Raw genomic sequence first — 12,896 nt, forward strand, 5'->3', positions numbered from 1 at the left:
CCCCGGTATAGAGCGAACCGAGGCCAATAAATCACCTCAGACCTTGAACCGCCCCACCAGCATCTGCAAATGCGTCCCCAACCGCGCCAGCTCAACGCTGGACGCCGCAGTCTCTTCACTCGCCGCCGACGTCTGATCCGACACATCACGCACGTTCAGCACGCTACGGTTGATCTCTTCGGCTACGGCGCTTTGCTGCTCGGCGGCGGCAGCGATCTGCTGGTTCATCGCCTGAATCGCCGACACCGTACGAGTGATGCTTTCCAGCGAACCACCCGCACGACGGGTCAGTTCAACGCTGCTGTCAGTCAGGGCGCGGCTGTTGTCCATGATGGTCGCCACTTGCTGTGTGCCGTTTTGCAGGCCGACGATCAGCTCTTCGATCTCTTCGGTGGACTTCTGGGTGCGTTGCGCCAGGCTGCGCACTTCGTCGGCGACCACGGCAAAGCCGCGTCCGGCTTCACCGGCGCGGGCGGCTTCGATGGCGGCGTTGAGGGCGAGCAAGTTGGTTTGTTGGGCCACGGACTTGATCACGTCGAGCACGCTGCCGATCTTGTCGCTTTCGCGCTTGAGGTCACCCATGGCGACTGTCGAGTTGCCGACTTCAAGAGCCAGGCGTTCGATCTGGGCGATGGCTTCGCCAACCACCTTGTCACCCTCGCGGGCCTGCTGGTCAGCGGCGACGGCGGCTTCGGAAGCTTCCTCGGCGTTGCGCGCGACTTCCTGCACGGTGGCGGTCATTTCGTTCATGGCGGTGGCAACCTGGTCGGTCTCGACCTTCTGGCTATTGACCCCGGCGCTGGTCTGCTCGGTGACCGCTGACAGCTCTTCGGCGGCGCTGGCGATTTGCGTGACGCCGTCGCTGATACCGCCGATCAGTTCGCGCAGGCCTTGGGTCATGCTTTGAATCGCGCGTTGCAGCTGACCGAGTTCATCGCGGCGCTGGGAGACCAGGTTCTGCGTCAGATCGCCGGCAGCGATGCGCTCGGCCACCTTCAGGGTTTGATTCAACGGAATCACGATCTGGCGAGTGATGGCCCAGGCGGCAAAAATACCGAAGACCAGCGCCAGCGCGGTGGCCAGCAGCAACATGTTCTTGGCGTGCGCCACATCGGTATCACGCACCACGGTTTGCGAAATTGTCAGCTTGGTGCTGACGTCGAGCAGGATCTCGCCCTGGGCGGCCATGTGCTTGAGTGCGTCGGCGCTGGCCACTTGGGAATCGCGGAACTGACTGACCGCAGCCCGGTAGGCTTTGAGCGAATCGGTGGCTTGTTGCAGGTTGGCGATGTGTTCTTCGGGGAGTTTGGACGGCAGGCTTTCCAGGTACTTCAGGGCATTGTCGATGGCGTCCAGCGCCGGTTGTTCCGCCTCGGTTTTGCCGCTGTAGGTGTAGCCGCGCACCTGGAAGCGTGCTTGCTGAAGCAGCTTGCTCAGGTCGATCACGCTGTTGAATTGAACAACGCTGTCGCCTTGAAGCATGGATTTTTCGACTTCTGCGACTTTGGCCACGGCGTTGTCGGCGGTAGCACCGAGCTTGCTGCGGGCGTCTTCGCGGTTGGCGCCAGCCTGGGTCATGGCGGCGAAGGCTTGCTTGTACTGGCTGACGGCAGCCAGTTGCTGGTCGATCATGGCGATGTCGGCGGGCTGCTCGATCATCTGGCGAGCCGCTTGCAGGCTGCTATCCAGCTTGCCCAGCAGGTCATTGACGGCGCCAGGACCTTGTTCGCCGCGACGCATCTCGTAGTCCAGGCGGGCGATTCGCAGGTCTTTGGTCATGCCGTTGATATCAGAGATGAACCCCAGCGTGTCGCCACGGCTCATGACGCCGCTCAGGCCGTTCCAGCCTGTGACGGTAATCAGCAGCGTCAGCAGCAGCACCAGACCGAAGCCGACGCCCAGTTTGCGATTAACGCCTACGTTTCCCAGCTTATCGGCCGCCCATTGGTACATGCTGCTACTCCCTCGAACCAAACATTGGTTTTATGGAAGCTTTATCGGCAGGACTGCCTAAAGCTGTAGGAGCTGCCGAAGGCTCGGGCCGCGTTCGGACGATCTTTTGATTTTGTTTTTTTTTAAGATCAAAAGATCGCAGCCTGCGGCAGCTCCTGCATGGGGCGTAAAACCGGGCGATGCGGTCTAAGCGATGGTCGCTTCGCGCCCAAGCGGGAGCAAGCTCCCTCGCCACAGAAGACTACGCAGTGTTAGAAGAGACGTGCCAGCAGGGCAGTAACGGCGGTTTCGACGCGCAGGATGCGCTCGCCCAGTTGAACCGGCTGCAGGCCGGACTTGCTGAGCAAATCGATTTCGTAAGGAATCCAGCCGCCTTCCGGGCCGATCGCCAGGGTCACCGGTTCGCTCAGTGCGCGAGGGCAGGGCGGGTAGTTGCCGGGATGACCGACCAGGCCGAGGGTGCCCTCGGTGATTGCCGGGAGGCGGTCTTCGACAAACGGCTTGAAGCGCTTCTCGATGACGATCTCTGGCAACACAGTGTCTCGGGCCTGTTCGAGGCCGAGGATCAACTGCTCGCGAATCGCTTCAGGCTCCAGGAACGGCGTCTGCCAGAAGCTCTTCTCGACGCGATAACTGTTCACCAGCACGATGCGCGGCACACCCATGGCCGCCACGGTCTGGAACACCCTGCGCAGCATTTTGGGGCGTGGCAGGGCCAGCACCAGGGTCAGCGGCAGCTTGGCCGGTGGTGGTTGATCGAGAGTAATGCGCAACTCGGCTTCATCGGCGTCCAGGCGCAGCACTTCGGCAGAGCCCATCAACCCGCCGATGCGCCCGACGCGCATGCTGTCGCCCACCTCGCAGCGGTGAACTTCCTGCATGTGGGTCAGCCGGCGATCACGCAGGATCGCCCGGTCGGCCGCAATGAAATCGGCCTCTTCGAGGAGCAGCAGGTTCACGGCTGGGTCGCTGGCGGCTGGTCGTTGTGATCGTCGACCGGTTGATCGTCCGGATGCTCGCCACGTTTGCTGATCAGGCCGCTAAACAGGATGCCGACCTCGAACAGCATCCACATCGGCACGGCCAGCAGCGTCTGCGAGAAGATGTCCGGCGGCGTCAGGATCATGCCGACCACGAAGCAGCCGATGATCACGTAGGGGCGGATTTTCTTCAGGTATTTGACGTCGACCACACCGATCCACACCAGCAGCACCACGGCCACCGGGATTTCGAACGCCACGCCAAAGGCGAAGAACAGCGTCATGACGAAATCGAGGTAACTGGTGATGTCGGTCATCATTTCCACGCCGGCCGGAGTGGCCGCGGCGAAGAATTTGAAGATCAGTGGGAACACCAGGAAATAGGCGAAGGCCATGCCAGCGTAGAACAGGATGATGCTCGATACCAGCAAGGGCACGGCGATGCGTTTTTCATGCTTATACAGGCCCGGTGCGATGAAACCCCAGATCTGATGCAGGATCACCGGGATCGCCAGGAACAGCGAGACCATCATCGTCAGTTTCAGCGGCGTGAGGAACGGCGACGACACGTCGGTGGCGATCATCGTCGCGCCCGCCGGCAGGTAGGCGCGCAGCGGCGTGGAGACGAAGGTGTAGATCTGCTGGGTGAAGGCGAACAACCCGGCGAAGATGATGAAGATCGCCGCTACGCAGCGCAGCAGGCGGGTACGCAGTTCGGTGAGGTGCGAAACCAGCGGCATGTGCTGGTCGTTTTCAGGGAGATCGCTCATGGGGCTCGCGGCGGCAGTGTTGGGTCATGAGGAGCCGGCGCGACTGGCGCGGCGACTGGAGCAACGGGTTCGACCACAGGCGCTGCAACAACGGGCGCGGTATCGGCAGTCGCTACGGCGGGTGCAGGCGTTGCAGCGGCGGGCGCGTGAATCGTCTGCTCTCCCACATGCTCAACCGGAGCTGGCTCCTGCTGAGTCGGCGTGAAAATCTTCCGCGCCTCCTGCTCAAGCGACAGGATATGTTCGTTGTGCAGTTGCCGACGAATCTCGTCGGCACCGATTTCACGCTCAACTTCCTGTTTGATCGCGTTGAAGCTGCGCTTCAGGCGCCCGACCCACAGGCCGGCGGTGCGCGCAGCGCCCGGCAGACGCTCGGGGCCCAGCACCAGCAAGGCGACGAGGCCGACGAGCAGCAGTTCAGAGAAGCTGATACCAAACATTAGTCAGTGCTCACACGTCTTTGCGGATCGGCTCTTCGACTTTCTGCGCCTGCACGTCAATGGTGTGCGGCTGGTTCACGGACTGGGTGGTCTGTGGCTGAGCAGGTGGCACCGGTTGGGCCGGGGTCACTGTCGGATCGGCCGGTTTCTCGTCGTCGTTCATCGCTTTGCGGAAGCCTTTGATCGACTCGCCGACGTCGGTGCCGAGGTTTTTCAGTTTCTTGGTGCCGAACACCAGCACGACAACAACCAGGATGACGATCCAGTGTTTCCAGTCAAAAATGCCCATGTTGCTGCTCCTCTCTAATCGTTATTCAGGCGGACGGGCGCGAGGCTTTCTCGGCGTGTCCGGACAGACCGAAGCGACGGTCCAGTTCATCGAGTACAGACTGTGGATGCTGCCCCAGTTGGGCAAGCATGACCATGCTGTGGAACCACAGATCGGCGGTTTCGTAGATCACATCGCTGCAGTCACCGCTGATGGCGGCGTCCTTGGCGGCGATGATGGTTTCGACCGACTCTTCGCCGACTTTTTCCAGAATCTTGTTCAAACCCTTGTGGTACAGGCTGGCGACATACGAGCTGTCGGCAGCGGCGCCTTTGCGCTCTTCCAGTACCTCGGCGAGGCGGGTGAGAGTGTCACTCATGTTTGTGTCCTGCGGAATAGATGGCGTGCGGATCTTTCAGGACCGGGTCGACAGTTGTCCAGTCGCCGTTCTCGTAGACGCGGTAGAAGCAGCTCTGGCGACCGGTGTGGCAGGCGATGTCGCCGATCTGCTCGACCATCAGGATGATCACGTCGGCGTCACAGTCCAGGCGCATCTCATGCAGGGTCTGCACGTGACCGGACTCTTCACCCTTGCGCCACAGCTTGCCACGGGAGCGCGACCAGTAAATGGCGCGGTTCTCGGCAGCGGTCAGTTCCAGCGCTTCGCGGTTCATCCAGGCCATCATCAGGACGCGCCCGGTCTTGTGATCCTGGGCAATCGCCGGCACTAGGCCATCTGCGTCCCACTTGATCTCGTCCAGCCAGTTTTTCATCTTCGGTTCCTGAAAAGCAGCTACAAGCTTCGAGCTTCAAGCCGCAAGTAAAAGCCAGTGCGTTTCGGTCTTTCGTATTGTGCAACGCCTGGCTACCGGCGTGAATTAAACATGAGTGCTAATAACATCGCTTGAAGCTTGCAGCTTATAACTTGCAGCCGATTCGTGCTATCGACGCACGACCAGATACAAACCGACGGCCATCATGATTCCTGCTGGCCAGTAAGCCAACTGATTCAACGGCCCGCCGGCGGCGAGTATCGCGCCGCCAGCCAGATGCGCGGTGCCGAGCAGGCGCAGGAACCAGTCGTCACGGCGTCGGTGCCACGGTGGCGGCGGGTCGTAGGCGTGGGGCTGGGACATGCGTTCGAGCAGGTCGCGGGCCATGTTGGCCAGGTGCGGCAGTTGTTCGAACTGGCTCTGCACGTTGCCGAGCAGGGCCTTGGGACTGACCCGCTCGCGCATCCAGCGCTCCAGGAATGGCTGCGCGGTGTTCCACAGGTCGAGATCCGGGTACAACTGGCGGCCCAGACCTTCGATGTTCAGCAGGGTTTTCTGTAACAACACCAGCTGCGGCTGCACTTCCATGTTGAAGCGACGCGCGGTCTGGAACAGGCGCATCAGCACCTGACCGAAGGAAATATCTTTTAACGGTTTTTCGAAGATCGGCTCGCAAACCGTACGGATCGCCGCTTCGAATTCGTTGAGTTTGGTCTCCGCCGGCACCCAGCCCGAATCTATGTGCAACTGCGCCACACGCCGGTAATCACGCTTGAAAAACGCGAACAGGTTGCGCGCCAGGTAATCCTGGTCTTCCGGGGTCAGGCTGCCGACGATGCCGCAGTCGATCGCGATGTATTGCGGGCTCCATGGGCTCACGGTGCTGACGAAAATGTTGCCGGGGTGCATGTCGGCGTGGAAGAAGCTGTCGCGGAACACCTGCGTGAAGAAGATCTCCACACCGCGTTCGGCGAGCATTTTCATGTCGGTGCGCTGATCGGCCAGGGTCGCCAGATCGGTGACCTGAATGCCGTAGATGCGCTCCATTACCAGCACTTTCGGGCGGCACCAGTCCCAATAGACTTGTGGCACGTAGAGCAGCGGCGAACCTTCGAAATTGCGCTTCAACTGGCTGGCGTTGGCCGCCTCGCGCAGCAGGTCGAGTTCGTCGTAGATGGTTTTTTCGTAGTCCTGAACCACGTCCACCGGGTGCAACAGGCGGGCATCGGCCGAGAGTTTTTCGGCGGCGCGGGCAAGGATGAACAACCACGCCAGGTCCTGGGCAATCACCGGCTTGAGGCCCGGACGGATCACTTTGACCACGACTTCTTCGCCGGTTTTCAGTTGCGCGGCGTGCACCTGCGCCACCGAAGCCGAGGCGAGCGGTTCGACATCGAAACGGCTGAACACTTCGCTGATTTTCTTGCCGAGCTGCTCTTCGATCAGCTTGACCGACACTTGCGAGTCGAACGGCGGCACGCGGTCCTGCAACATCATCAATTCATCGGCGATGTCTTCCGGTAGCAGGTCGCGGCGGGTGGACAGGATTTGCCCGAACTTGATGAAAATCGGCCCGAGGTCCTGCAACGCCAGGCGCAAACGCGCGCCACGGCTCAGGTCCAGGGTCTTGCGCGGGAACCAGCGCCACGGCAAGGCATAGCGCAGCGCCCGCAGGAACCAGGGCAGCGGCAGGGCGAACAGCAGGTCATCGAGGCGGTAGCGGATCACGACGCGCTGGATGCGCAACAAACGGCGGACGGCAAGCAGCTTCATGCGTTATCGCTTGGGTCGAGGGATCGGGAAAGGCGCTCGAAACGCGCCTCGAGACGTTCCAGATCGAGTTTGATCTGGTCCAGTTCACTGAATCGGGCTTCGGCTTCGCGCTGACCGACGAGGGTGCGCGATTCTTCGGCCAGGTATTCGCCCAGGTTCTGGCCGAGGCTGGCAAAGCCTTGCTGATACCAGCGGGCGCGGCTGCGCAGGTGACCGCCGACCAGTTGCGTGGCGACCGGGCCGAGCCAGCGCGAGAGTTCGTACTCCCAGTCCAGCTCCAGGTCCTGAAGGATCGCGGCCAGTTCCAGCAGTACGCCGCTGTCGCCTTCGAGTTCCACTTCAGGGGCGTGCAGGACAGCGGTCTTGTCCTTGCTCATCGCCAGTTTCAACAGGCTTGAGGCCGGTGCACGCAAGGTGCAATCGGCGCCGGTTTCCCACTGGGAAGCGAGCATCAGGCCTTCATCGCTGGGCAGGATGAACACTTGCAGCGCCGGGCTGCGGCAATCGACGGCAATCACTTTGCCGGTCAAATGCGCGAGCCGCGGCAGCGCCGTGCTGTCGAGACGCAGCACCCGGTTCAGGCCGAGTTCAACGCTGGCGAGCAGCCCGGCGAGCAACATCAGGGCTTGATGCCGCGGTGCAGGGCGACAATGCCTGCAGTCATGTTGTGATAGGTCACGCGGTCAAAGCCGGCCTCGACCATCATCGACTTCAGGGTTTCCTGATTCGGGTGCATGCGGATCGATTCGGCCAGGTAGCGATAGCTTTCCGAGTCGTTGGTGATCAGCTTGCCCATCAACGGCATGAAGGCGAACGAGTAGGCGTCGTAAGCCTTGGACATCAGCGCGTTGGTCGGTTTGGAGAACTCCAGCACCAGCAAGCGGCCGCCAGGCTTGAGCACGCGCAGCATCGAGCGCAGGGCATCTTCCTTGTGCGTGACGTTGCGCAGGCCGAAGGCGATGGTCACGCAGTCGAAATGGTTGTCCGGGAACGGCAGTTTTTCAGCGTCGGCCTGGACGAACTCGACGTTGCCGGCCACACCCAGATCCAGCAGGCGGTCACGACCGACCTTGAGCATGGACTCATTGATGTCGGCCAGAACCACCTGGCCAGTCGGGCCAACGAGGTGCGAGAACTTGCGGGTCAGGTCGCCAGTGCCGCCAGCGATGTCCAGCACGCGGTTGCCGGTGCGCACGCCGGACAGTTCGATCGCGAAACGCTTCCACAGCCGGTGCATGCCGCCCGACAGGAGGTCGTTCATCAGGTCGTACTTGGCGGCTACCGAGTGGAAAACCTCAGCGACTTTTTCCGCTTTCTGGCTTTCCGGAACGTTTTTGAAGCCGAAGTGAGTGGTGGGTTCGGCATCGTTGCCTTTGCGCTGATCAGTCATATCGCTCACCAAAAGAGAATGCGCGACATTCTAATCCCCAAGGCATGCTTTGTCTTGGCAAGGCTGAAGGTAAGATGGGCAACCATCGGGACGTTTTGACGCAGCAGAGGTCAAGATGCCTTATGAAAGCATCCACAAAGCAGGAGTCATTTGATGGCCCATATTAGTGTTGAACGTGCCCACGGCCTGGGTAAGGAAGCGGCGCGCGAGAAGGCCGACAAGCTGGCGCAGAAACTTTCCGATCAATATGGCCTGGAGCCGCAGTGGTCGGGCGATACCTTGAATCTCAAGCGCTCGGGCGTGAAGGGCGCGGTGCATGTCAGTGACGATTCGATCAGGGTCGACGTGGAGTTGGGCCTGATGATGTCGGCCATGAGCGGCATGATCAAAGCGGAAATCGAAAAGGCACTGGATAAAGCGTTGGCATAAGACACGCGATCTTGTAGGAGCAAGCTTGCTCGCGATTGCATCTACTCGGTTTAACCGGAATACCGAGGTGCCTGCATCGCGAGCAAGCTTGCTCCTACAGTGGGTGGCGACGCGAGCACCTGTTTATGTCAGTTGTTAGGGTGCCGTTTCTAATTTTTCTCCCTACTTTGTGCCTGAGCCCGACGCTATCGCGGGCAGTTCCTCAAACCTTCTGCGCGTGAGGTGCACCATGGCCAAAGTTATTTTGAAGAAAACAATCGACGCATCGACTACTGCTCTGGGCGACGTCAAATCCTATGCCCGCAAGATCTGGCTGGCAGGCCTGGGTGCCTACACCAAGGTCGGCCAAGAGGGCAGCGACTACTTTCAAGAGTTGATCAAGGCTGGTCAAACTGTTGAAACCAAAGGCAAAAAAGTAGTTGCCGAGAAACTCGAAGCAGCGAATGCCGAGATTGTTGAAGCCAAGACTGAAGTGAGCTCTTTCAAAGGCAAGGTCGAAGTTCAACTCGACAAAGTCGAGAAGGCTTTTGACTCGCGTGTCGCAAGTGCCTTGAATCGTATCGGCATTCCGTCTAAACATGACGTTGAGACACTCTCTGCTAAGCTCGATGAGCTGACGGCATTGCTCGAACGCGTCGCGCGTAAATCTTAAGGAGAACGGGATGGCTGGTAAAAAGAACACCGAAAAAGAAGGCAGCTCGTGGATCGGGAAGGTAGAAGATTACTCCCGTAAAATCTGGCTGGCTGGTTTAGGCGTGTACTCGAAGATCGACACTGACGGCAGCAAACTCTTCGATACATTGGTTAAAGACGGCGAGAAAGCCGAGAAGCTGACCAAGAGCGCTGTTGGCAAAACTGTCGATGCCGCCAAGGACTCCGCTACTTCTGCCAAGTCGCGCATCAGCGGTGTGAAAGACCGTGCACTGGGCAAGTGGGATGAACTGGAAGGCGCTTTCGACAAGCGTCTGAACAGCGCCATTTCGCGTCTGGGTGTACCGAGCCGCAACGAAGTCAAAGCGCTGCACAGCAAGGTCGATACTTTGACCAAGCAAATCGAAAAACTCACCGGTGCCAAGGTTGCGCCTGTTGCGGCAAAAACCGCGGCAGCCAAACCGGCCGCGGCTAAACCAGCAGCCAAAACCGCTGCCAAGCCACTGGCTAAAGCGGCGGCTAAACCTGCTGCCAAGCCAGCTGCCAAAACTGCCGCAGCTAAACCTGCTGCGGCCAAGCCAGCCGCTAAACCGGTTGCCGCGAAAGCCGCTGCCAAGCCAGTTGCCAAACCGGCAGCCAAGCCTGCCGCTAAAACCGCAGCAGCAAAACCTGCAGCCAAACCAGCGGCAAAACCTGTCGCCGCGAAGAAGCCAGCAGTGAAAAAGCCGGCAGCTCCAAAAGCCGCCGCGCCGAAGCCAGCAGTGGCTGCTGCCAAACCGGCAACTCCGGCAGCCCCGGTCAGCGCATCGAACTCCGCTACCGCGCCGACCCCTGCTGTAACCCCGACTGTCGCGCCAGCTCCATCGACGCCAACCAGTCAGTCCTGATTTTTCAGGGCTCAAAAAAACGCCCGGCCTGCCAAGGTCGGGCGTTTTTGTTTGTGCACGGTCTTGTGACGGCTTTCCCTTGTAGGAGCAAGCTTGCTCGCGATGGCATCAGCACGGTGTGATTGAAATACCGAGGTGCCTGTATCGCGAGCAAGCTTGCTCCTACAGCTGTTACTCGTGTACTTCCAAGTATTGAAGGGCCAGTTGCTCCGTCGCCACTTTGATTGGCGGCAACAGATGCGGTGCCACCAGCATCATGATCTGGTAAACCACCAATCGCACTTCACCTTCACGATCGAGTATCCGCTGGTAGTCCAGCGAGAACAGCAACGTCATGGTGATCTGTTCCACCAGTTGCCCCAACGCCTGGGTATCGCTGACCAACTGTCCTTGCGCCTTCAATCGCGCCAGCAGCGAAGCCAGCGTGCGTTTGAGTGCATTGAGCAGATTGCGGATGCCCTTGGCCAGTTTCGGCAAGCGCCCGGCCAGGTTCGACAGGTCCTGAAAGAGGAAGCGGTAGTGGGCCAGGCGCTCGACGATCAGGTGCAAAAACAGCCAGTAGTCATCCGGGGACAATTCGACATCGGACGGCGGGTCGAGCAGCGGCGCGAGTTCGCTCTGGAAGCGTTCGAACAGCCCGAGAATCAATGGCTCCTTGCCGTGGAAGTGGTAGTAGAGGTTGCCCGGGCTGATGCCCATTTCATTGGCAACTTCCATGGTGGAGACGTTCGGTTCGCCCTTCTGATTGAACAACTGCAGGGCACATTCGAGGATGCGGTCGCGGGTTTTCATCCAGTCTTCTTAGTGATCGGGTCATGCCACGGCCGGCTTCGGCCGTGGGTCGTTGAACGTCAGCGCACGCGCACGTAAGTGCCGGGTGCCGCCTCCATCGGTGGATAGTTCTGGTTGCCGAGGGCCATGTGGGTTTCTTTTTGCGCGCCCGAGCGTTCCTGAATCCAGCTCAGCCACTGGGTCCACCAGCTGCCGTCCACGTGCTTGCCATCGTAATACCAAGCCCGTGGGTCACTGCTCAGTTTGCCGTTCTCGATGTAGTTGGCTTTCGGATTGTTCGGCGGGTTGAGAATGCTCTGTATGTGGCCGCTGTTGGACAATACGAAGCGACGCTCGCCGCCCAGCAGCAGGGTCGAGCGATACACCGCGTCCCACGGCGTGATGTGGTCGTTGATGCCGGCGACGCTGAAGCTGTCGACCGTGACCTTTTGCAAATCGATCGGCGTGCCGCACACTTCGAGGCCACCGGGATGGCTCAGCGGGTTGTGCTTGAAGAAGTCCAGCAAGTCGCCATGCAGGGCTGCGGGCAGGCGCGTGTTGTCGTTGTTCCAGTAGAGGATGTCGAACGCCGGCGGCTCCTTGCCCAGCAGATAGTTGTTAACGAAATAGCTCCAGATCAAATCGTTGGGGCGCATCCAGGCGAAGACCTTGGCCATGTCCCGGCCGTCGAGCACGCCTTTCTGATAGGAGCGGCGCTTGGCGGCTTCCAGGGTTTGTTCGTCGGCAAACAGGGTGGCTGGCGAGTCCAGGGAGCTGTCGAGCAGGCTCACCAGGTACGTCGCGCTGGAGACCCGCCGCAGTTGTCGCTTGGCTTGCAGGTGACCTTGCAGCGCGGCAATGGTCAGCCCGCCGGCGCAGGCGCCCATCAGATTGACTTCACGCGCGCCAGTAATCGCCCGGCACACATTCATGGCTTCCTCGACCGCCTCGACGTAAGTCGACAGGCCCCATTCACGATGACGCACATCCGGATTGCGCCAACTGATCATGAAGGTTTGCAGGCCGTTCTTGAGCGCGTACTGAACGAAGCTATTTTGCGGGCTGAGGTCGAAAATGTAGAACTTGTTGATCTGCGGCGGCACCACCAGCAGCGGTTTGGAATACTGTTTTTCGCTCATCGGCTTGTACTGGATCAACTCCAGCAGCTCGTTGCGAAACACCACGGAGCCGGTGGTGGTGGCGACGGTCTTGCCGACTTCGAAGGCGTGTTTGGTGACTTGCCGGGGCAGGCCGTCATTGTGCAGGAAGTCATCGAACAGGTGACCGATCCCGCGCACCAGGCTATTGCCGCCGGAGTTGAAAATCTCTTTGATCGCCAGGGGGTTGAGCAGGCTGTTGGACGGCGATACGGCATCGTTGAGCAAGGAAAAAGCGAAGTGCGCGCGGGCGCGGTCGTCCGGGCTCATGTTGCTTTCGTCGATCCAGCTTTTGACCTGTTTCTGCCAGCTCAGGTAGGCCTGCAAGCTGCGCCGATAAAAAGGGTTGAGGCTCCATGACGGGTCGGCAAAACGACTGTCCTGGGGATTGGTCGGGTGCAGGGTTTCACCCAGCAAAATGCGGCCGAGTTGCCCGCCCAGTTTCAGCGCATGTCGGGCGCTGTGCACCGGGTTGCGCAAGCCATGGGCAGCAACGCTGCGCAGGGTCGAAATCAGATCGCGGCCGCGCAGGCCGGTAATCGCACTCTGTGCGTTGATGAACGCGGCGGGAGTGGGCACAGATTCCCTCGCTGGTTTGTCACGCATGAGTCAACACTCCTTCGTCTTCAGGCCAAAAACAAACAACCGAACCAG

The 12,896-nt window shown here is 60.0% G+C and carries 15 protein-coding genes and 1 pseudogene; 3 read left to right on the forward strand and 13 right to left on the reverse strand.

Annotated elements, in window-relative coordinates; translation table 11 throughout:
* Positions 1-36 precede the first annotated feature (36 nt).
* The 11 genes and pseudogenes from NL64_RS31095 to ubiE all read right to left on the reverse strand — a co-directional run bounded on the left by NL64_RS31095 (position 37) and on the right by ubiE (position 8,347).
* The gene (locus NL64_RS31095) at positions 37-900 is read right to left on the reverse strand and encodes a methyl-accepting chemotaxis protein (RefSeq protein ID WP_437176916.1); all 864 of its coding nucleotides are present in this window, start codon (positions 898-900) and stop codon (positions 37-39) included.
* Positions 892-1,953, reverse strand: a pseudogene (locus NL64_RS31100) (methyl-accepting chemotaxis protein); the annotation flags it as partial. The gene NL64_RS31095 and the pseudogene NL64_RS31100, both read right to left, overlap by 9 nt.
* 251 nt (positions 1,954-2,204) lie before the next feature.
* On the reverse strand, positions 2,205-2,912 hold the full coding sequence (locus NL64_RS13635) for a 16S rRNA (uracil(1498)-N(3))-methyltransferase (RefSeq protein WP_034148589.1): 708 nt from the start codon (positions 2,910-2,912) through the stop codon (positions 2,205-2,207).
* Entirely contained in the window at positions 2,909-3,703 is a 795-nt protein-coding gene (gene tatC, locus NL64_RS13640; RefSeq protein ID WP_034148590.1) for a twin-arginine translocase subunit TatC, read from the reverse strand. The genes NL64_RS13635 and tatC overlap by 4 nt, the downstream gene beginning before the upstream one ends.
* Complete coding sequence (gene tatB / locus NL64_RS13645; protein WP_034148591.1) at positions 3,700-4,143, reverse strand: Sec-independent protein translocase protein TatB; 444 nt, start codon at positions 4,141-4,143, stop codon at positions 3,700-3,702. Before tatB ends, tatC begins: the two co-directional genes overlap by 4 nt.
* A gap of 10 nt (positions 4,144-4,153) precedes the next feature.
* On the reverse strand, positions 4,154-4,432 hold the full coding sequence (locus tag NL64_RS13650; RefSeq protein WP_034148592.1) for a twin-arginine translocase TatA/TatE family subunit: 279 nt from the start codon (positions 4,430-4,432) through the stop codon (positions 4,154-4,156).
* A 25-nt stretch (positions 4,433-4,457) separates the two neighbouring features.
* On the reverse strand, positions 4,458-4,790 hold the full coding sequence (locus NL64_RS13655; protein WP_034148593.1) for a phosphoribosyl-ATP diphosphatase: 333 nt from the start codon (positions 4,788-4,790) through the stop codon (positions 4,458-4,460).
* The gene (hisI, locus tag NL64_RS13660) at positions 4,783-5,184 is read right to left on the reverse strand and encodes a phosphoribosyl-AMP cyclohydrolase (RefSeq protein WP_007989281.1); all 402 of its coding nucleotides are present in this window, start codon (positions 5,182-5,184) and stop codon (positions 4,783-4,785) included. Before hisI ends, NL64_RS13655 begins: the two co-directional genes overlap by 8 nt.
* Before the next feature lie 168 nt (positions 5,185-5,352).
* The gene (gene ubiB / locus NL64_RS13665) at positions 5,353-6,957 is read right to left on the reverse strand and encodes a ubiquinone biosynthesis regulatory protein kinase UbiB (RefSeq protein ID WP_034148594.1); all 1,605 of its coding nucleotides are present in this window, start codon (positions 6,955-6,957) and stop codon (positions 5,353-5,355) included.
* Positions 6,954-7,577: a ubiquinone biosynthesis accessory factor UbiJ gene (locus NL64_RS13670; RefSeq protein ID WP_034148595.1), complete on the reverse strand. Its 624-nt coding sequence runs from the start codon at positions 7,575-7,577 to the stop codon at positions 6,954-6,956. Before NL64_RS13670 ends, ubiB begins: the two co-directional genes overlap by 4 nt.
* On the reverse strand, positions 7,577-8,347 hold the full coding sequence (ubiE, locus tag NL64_RS13675) for a bifunctional demethylmenaquinone methyltransferase/2-methoxy-6-polyprenyl-1,4-benzoquinol methylase UbiE (RefSeq protein ID WP_033045331.1): 771 nt from the start codon (positions 8,345-8,347) through the stop codon (positions 7,577-7,579). The genes NL64_RS13670 and ubiE overlap by 1 nt, the downstream gene beginning before the upstream one ends.
* Before the next feature lie 153 nt (positions 8,348-8,500).
* On the opposite strand from ubiE, the gene NL64_RS13680 reads away from it, so the two are divergent.
* From NL64_RS13680 to NL64_RS13690, 3 genes are all read left to right on the forward strand, one after another.
* Positions 8,501-8,776, forward strand: coding sequence for a polyhydroxyalkanoic acid system family protein (locus NL64_RS13680; RefSeq protein WP_034148596.1), 276 nt, complete (start codon positions 8,501-8,503; stop codon positions 8,774-8,776).
* Between the two features lie 229 nt (positions 8,777-9,005).
* Positions 9,006-9,428: a phasin family protein gene (locus NL64_RS13685; RefSeq protein ID WP_034148597.1), complete on the forward strand. Its 423-nt coding sequence runs from the start codon at positions 9,006-9,008 to the stop codon at positions 9,426-9,428.
* Between the two features lie 10 nt (positions 9,429-9,438).
* On the forward strand, positions 9,439-10,314 hold the full coding sequence (locus NL64_RS13690) for a phasin family protein (protein WP_034148598.1): 876 nt from the start codon (positions 9,439-9,441) through the stop codon (positions 10,312-10,314).
* Positions 10,315-10,485: 171 nt separating this feature from the next.
* Here NL64_RS13690 and NL64_RS13695 read toward each other — a convergent pair whose 3' ends face one another.
* Both NL64_RS13695 and phaC read right to left on the reverse strand, forming a co-directional pair.
* The gene (locus NL64_RS13695) at positions 10,486-11,106 is read right to left on the reverse strand and encodes a TetR/AcrR family transcriptional regulator (protein ID WP_034148599.1); all 621 of its coding nucleotides are present in this window, start codon (positions 11,104-11,106) and stop codon (positions 10,486-10,488) included.
* Between the two features lie 59 nt (positions 11,107-11,165).
* On the reverse strand, positions 11,166-12,848 hold the full coding sequence (gene phaC / locus NL64_RS13700; RefSeq protein ID WP_034148600.1) for a class II poly(R)-hydroxyalkanoic acid synthase: 1,683 nt from the start codon (positions 12,846-12,848) through the stop codon (positions 11,166-11,168).
* Positions 12,849-12,896 lie beyond the last annotated feature (48 nt).

The organism is Pseudomonas fluorescens (assembly GCF_000802965.1).
GTDB lineage: Bacteria > Pseudomonadota > Gammaproteobacteria > Pseudomonadales > Pseudomonadaceae > Aquipseudomonas > Aquipseudomonas fluorescens_A.

Bases quoted from the DNA above. Each gene is read 5' to 3' on its own strand.
- tatC (WP_034148590.1), bottom strand. From the start codon at position 3,703: ATGAGCGATCTCCCTGAAAACGACCAGCACATGCCGCTGGTTTCGCAC.
- NL64_RS13695 (WP_034148599.1), bottom strand. From the start codon at position 11,106: ATGAAAACCCGCGACCGCATCCTCGAATGTGCCCTGCAGTTGTTCAAT.
- NL64_RS13655 (WP_034148593.1), bottom strand. From the start codon at position 4,790: ATGAGTGACACTCTCACCCGCCTCGCCGAGGTACTGGAAGAGCGCAAA.
- ubiB (WP_034148594.1), bottom strand. From the start codon at position 6,957: ATGAAGCTGCTTGCCGTCCGCCGTTTGTTGCGCATCCAGCGCGTCGTG.
- hisI (WP_007989281.1), bottom strand. From the start codon at position 5,184: ATGAAAAACTGGCTGGACGAGATCAAGTGGGACGCAGATGGCCTAGTG.
- NL64_RS13690 (WP_034148598.1), top strand. From the start codon at position 9,439: ATGGCTGGTAAAAAGAACACCGAAAAAGAAGGCAGCTCGTGGATCGGG.
- phaC (WP_034148600.1), bottom strand. From the start codon at position 12,848: ATGCGTGACAAACCAGCGAGGGAATCTGTGCCCACTCCCGCCGCGTTC.
- ubiE (WP_033045331.1), bottom strand. From the start codon at position 8,347: ATGACTGATCAGCGCAAAGGCAACGATGCCGAACCCACCACTCACTTC.
- NL64_RS13670 (WP_034148595.1), bottom strand. From the start codon at position 7,577: ATGTTGCTCGCCGGGCTGCTCGCCAGCGTTGAACTCGGCCTGAACCGG.
- NL64_RS31095 (WP_437176916.1), bottom strand. From the start codon at position 900: ATGACCCAAGGCCTGCGCGAACTGATCGGCGGTATCAGCGACGGCGTC.
- NL64_RS13680 (WP_034148596.1), top strand. From the start codon at position 8,501: ATGGCCCATATTAGTGTTGAACGTGCCCACGGCCTGGGTAAGGAAGCG.
- tatB (WP_034148591.1), bottom strand. From the start codon at position 4,143: ATGTTTGGTATCAGCTTCTCTGAACTGCTGCTCGTCGGCCTCGTCGCC.
- NL64_RS13685 (WP_034148597.1), top strand. From the start codon at position 9,006: ATGGCCAAAGTTATTTTGAAGAAAACAATCGACGCATCGACTACTGCT.
- NL64_RS13650 (WP_034148592.1), bottom strand. From the start codon at position 4,432: ATGGGCATTTTTGACTGGAAACACTGGATCGTCATCCTGGTTGTTGTC.